Here is a 3544-nt window from a genome sequence, read left to right as displayed (position 1 = left end):
GGCTGATTTCGCCCGCCCCGCGCCGCCAGCGAACACCCTCGACCGCCTCGGCCGCCACCCACCATGACCGATGCACCCGCCAGCCGTGGGCGCCCGACAGCTCATACAGTGCGTCGGAAAAACGCAGGGTGATCAGCTCCTCGCCCGCATCCGTGTGGACCTTCAGATAATGGTCGTGGGCCTCGATGGCGATCAGGCGGGCGGTGCGGCGCCGGGCCGACAGCCGTCGCCGGAACGCGGCCTCGGTCTCGGGCAGGGGCGGGGCGATGATGGTGCGGGTGGTGACGCGCGCGGGCGGCCGTCGCCACGCCAGCGCCCGGACCGTGACGACCGCCAGCAGAATGGGCCAGGCCTGCCACAACAGTTTCAGATAGGCGGGCCAGCTGAAGGCCTCGCCGATCAGCAGGTTCTGGGTCGTCAGCACCATCAGGGCCGTGGGCGGCGCCGCCAGAACCGAAACCGCCAGCAGCCGCCGCCACAGGACGCTGATGCGTCGGCTCAGCCAGGCGTCGGCGGCGATGGCGCGCGGAGAGATTCAGATCAAGGCGATGGAACGCGAGATTCGAGAGCTGCGCCAAGCCAATGAAATACAGACCATCCAGTACAGATACCGGACCGGCGCCGAGATGCGGTCCCAGCTCAGGGGCGCCAGAAACCCCATCAGCAGGCCGATGGCGCACAGGATGGCCAGGTCGATCAACCCGCGCCGCATCGCCGTCGTCTTCAGCCTGTCGTCCATCCTGTCCCGTTCACGCAGTTCCGGCGCCGCTCGCGAAGAAGGCCTAGCGAGGCTCCGACCGCCCGACAATGGTGATCGCACTGCATTCCCTCCCGATTGGAAATCCCGTGTCGAAACTCCGGCCATTCTTGTTGACCCTGACCCTTGCGGCCTCGGCCCTGACCTCGCCTGTGCTGGCGCAGGTTCCGGGCGATGACGTCAATCTGCGCCCTGATCCCGCCGTCGCCTGTCATGTGGGCGTCTATCGTCTGGCGGACGGGGGCTGGGTGGATGTGGCGCCCCTGCCGGAGGCGGGTCTGCGCTGGCGGCGGCTGGACGGATCGAGCGGACGGATGACCCGCAACGCCGACGGTCTGTGGGTCAGCACTCTGGGCGGCACGCGCCGCGTCGAGGGACCGCAGCCGCAGCTGGGCGCCTGCAGCGAGGAGCGGATCGTCTTCGAAGGGCAGGCCGGACGGCGCATTGCGCTGGAGGCGCAGGACGTGGTCTTCACCGGTCATGGCGGAACCCGCCTGAACGGGCGGCTGATCCTGCCGCCGGGATCGGGGCGTGCGCCGATCATGGTCGAGGTGCATGGATCGGAAGGCGCCAATGCGCTGGACTTCAACCCCTTCCAGCGGTTCGCCCCGGCGTCCGGGGTCGGCGTCTTTGTCTACGCCAAGCGCGGCTCGGGCGGATCAGAGGGGCGCTACACCCAGAACTTCGACATCCTGGCCGATGACGCCGCCGCCGCCGTCGCCGAGGCGCGGCGTGTGGCGGGCCGACGCGCGGGCCGGGTGGGTCTGCACGGCGGCAGTCAGGCCGGATGGGTCGCACCTCTGGCTGCCAGCCGCACGCCGGTCGATTTCGTCATCGTCGATTTCGGACTGGCCTATTCGCCGCTGGCGCAGGAAAGCGATCTGGTGGCGCAGGATCTGAAGGCCAGGGGCTGGGGACCGGACGTGCTGGCCAAGGCGCGCGACATCACCGACGCCATGGGCGCCTTCGTCGCCTCCAACAGCGCGGTCGGCTATGAGGGTCTGGACGCCGTGCGCGCCCGATATGGCGCCGAGCCGTGGTTCGCGGACGTGAAGGGCGGCTTCACCGGCATGTTGCTGCACGCCACCAACGATCAGATACGCGCCATCCTGCCCCAGTACGACGTCGGCACCTCATGGACCTATGACCCCCTGCCGGTGCTGAGCCGCCTCAATGCGCCGATGCTGTGGATGCTGGCGGCGGAGGATTCCAAGGCCCCGCCCGAGGCCACCCGCCAGCGGCTGATCGACCTGTCGGCGCAGGGGCGTCCGATCGCGGTGATGGAATATCCCGGCGCCGACCACGGCATGCTCCGCTTCGAAACCGCGCCCAATGGCGCCCGCACATCCCTCGGCAACCCGCCGGGCTATTTCCAGGCGGTGCTGGACTGGGCGAAAACCGGACGGCTGAGCGGAGCCTACGGCGACGGACGGGTTCTGGCCTGTCCGGGGGTGCAGAAAGCGGGCTGTTCATTTGTCCGCTTGGGGTGGGTTGCCGAACGGTAACTTGTGGGGATGTCTGGAAGCCATCTACCCTAGCGTCATGTTTGGACGACTTTCGCGTATTCGGTCACCTCGCACTTTTTGGGGGCGCTTCGCTCTGTTCTTGGCCGGGGTTGTCGCCTTGTTCGGCGGCTTAATGCTGCTCGAACCTATCGTTCCAGGCGATCCAGGAAATTTTGCTGGGATGGAGGGCGCAAGCCTCCCCATCATTGCGACTTTAGGGTTTGTCGTCCTCACGGGTGAAGCGATTGTATTCACTATCCTTCCGACAGAGCTCAGCGCACGCTTCCTTCGGAATGGCCTTTGGGGTCTCGTCGCTGGAACCATCGCATACTCGCCAGTGCTCCACGCCTCGAATGGAGTCGCTGGCATCGTTTTCTCGGCATGGATCATTCTAGTGATCGGTGCGGTCTATTACCTTCAGCGCATTTCGTCTGTGCTCGTCGCTTGTACTCAAGCGATAGGATTGAAGTGGGTTTTTTGGGTTAGCGCGCTTTCGATGATTGCCAGCGAAAGAGCCACTTGAACGTCCGCTAAGGGTCGAAAGCAGAGTTTTGACCGCGCCCACGCAGCCGATATTCAGCGTGCTGTCCAACGGCTTTGTCTCGGGCTTTGAATCAGGCCAGCGCCCCGAAATCCACCACGATCGGTTCTCGTCCCAACAGCTCCAGCGCCCGGCGGAAGGCAGATTGGCTCAGGGCGGTGGTGGCGGTGTTGGTCAGGGGGTGGAAGTTGACGATGTCGGCGTCCCACAGGCGCTGGTCCAGCACGAAGGTCACGCGGCGGTCTGTGTCGTTGATCAGGCCCAGCGCCGTGACCGAGCCGGGACGCACGCCCAGCGTCTCCCACATCAGGGTCTCATTGCCGAACGACAGCTTTGCCGCGCCGATGACGCCTGCCGCGCGCTTCAGGTCGATCACCGTGTCCTGACGCGCCGAGATCAGCCACAGGCGGCCCTTCTGGTCCTTGAGGAACAGGTTCTTGGTGTGGGCGCCGGGCAGGGCGGCCTTCAGCTCCAGCCCCTCTTCGACGCGGAAGACGGCGGGGTGGTCGTGGGTGACGTGGGCCACGTCGTTTTCAACCATCCAGTCGGTCAGGCGATCCCGGTCGTAGGCGGGGTCGTAAGCAGCGTCGGGGGCGGGCTGGTCAGTCATGGTTGAGCCGTCGCAAACAGGGCGGTAGGAGAGGGTCATGGTCGATACCGCGAACACCCGCCCGCTGGAACTGGAATGCTATCCGATGTCGTCGCGGCCGCCGGATCTGGTGCCCGGGCGCCAGTCGCGGA

4 protein-coding genes are annotated in these 3544 nt (G+C 66.3%); 1 reads left to right on the top strand and 3 read right to left on the bottom strand.

Translation table 11 applies throughout. The features are described from left to right. Positions 1-427 (bottom strand): LytTR family DNA-binding domain-containing protein (locus QZ281_RS00220; protein ID WP_292223217.1); only part of this gene is annotated, 427 nt, incomplete at its 3' end. A 108-nt stretch (positions 428-535) separates the two neighbouring features. After that, positions 536-739, bottom strand: a complete 204-nt coding sequence (locus tag QZ281_RS00215; RefSeq protein WP_292223214.1) for a hypothetical protein — start codon at positions 737-739, stop codon at positions 536-538. 131 nt (positions 740-870) lie between these two features. On the opposite strand from QZ281_RS00215, the gene QZ281_RS00210 reads away from it, so the two are divergent. Next, positions 871-2262, top strand: coding sequence for a CocE/NonD family hydrolase (locus QZ281_RS00210; RefSeq protein ID WP_292223211.1), 1392 nt, complete (start codon positions 871-873; stop codon positions 2260-2262). A 614-nt stretch (positions 2263-2876) separates the two neighbouring features. On the opposite strand, the gene QZ281_RS00205 is transcribed toward QZ281_RS00210, so the two are convergent. Further along, complete coding sequence (locus QZ281_RS00205) at positions 2877-3344, bottom strand: prolyl-tRNA synthetase associated domain-containing protein (protein WP_292223236.1); 468 nt, start codon at positions 3342-3344, stop codon at positions 2877-2879. Between the last annotated feature and the right edge of the window lie 200 nt (positions 3345-3544).

This window comes from Brevundimonas sp., from assembly GCF_018608325.1.
GTDB lineage: Bacteria > Pseudomonadota > Alphaproteobacteria > Caulobacterales > Caulobacteraceae > Brevundimonas.
Note: the sequence above shows the minus strand (reverse complement) of the source record. Positions and strands in the feature narration are given on the sequence as shown.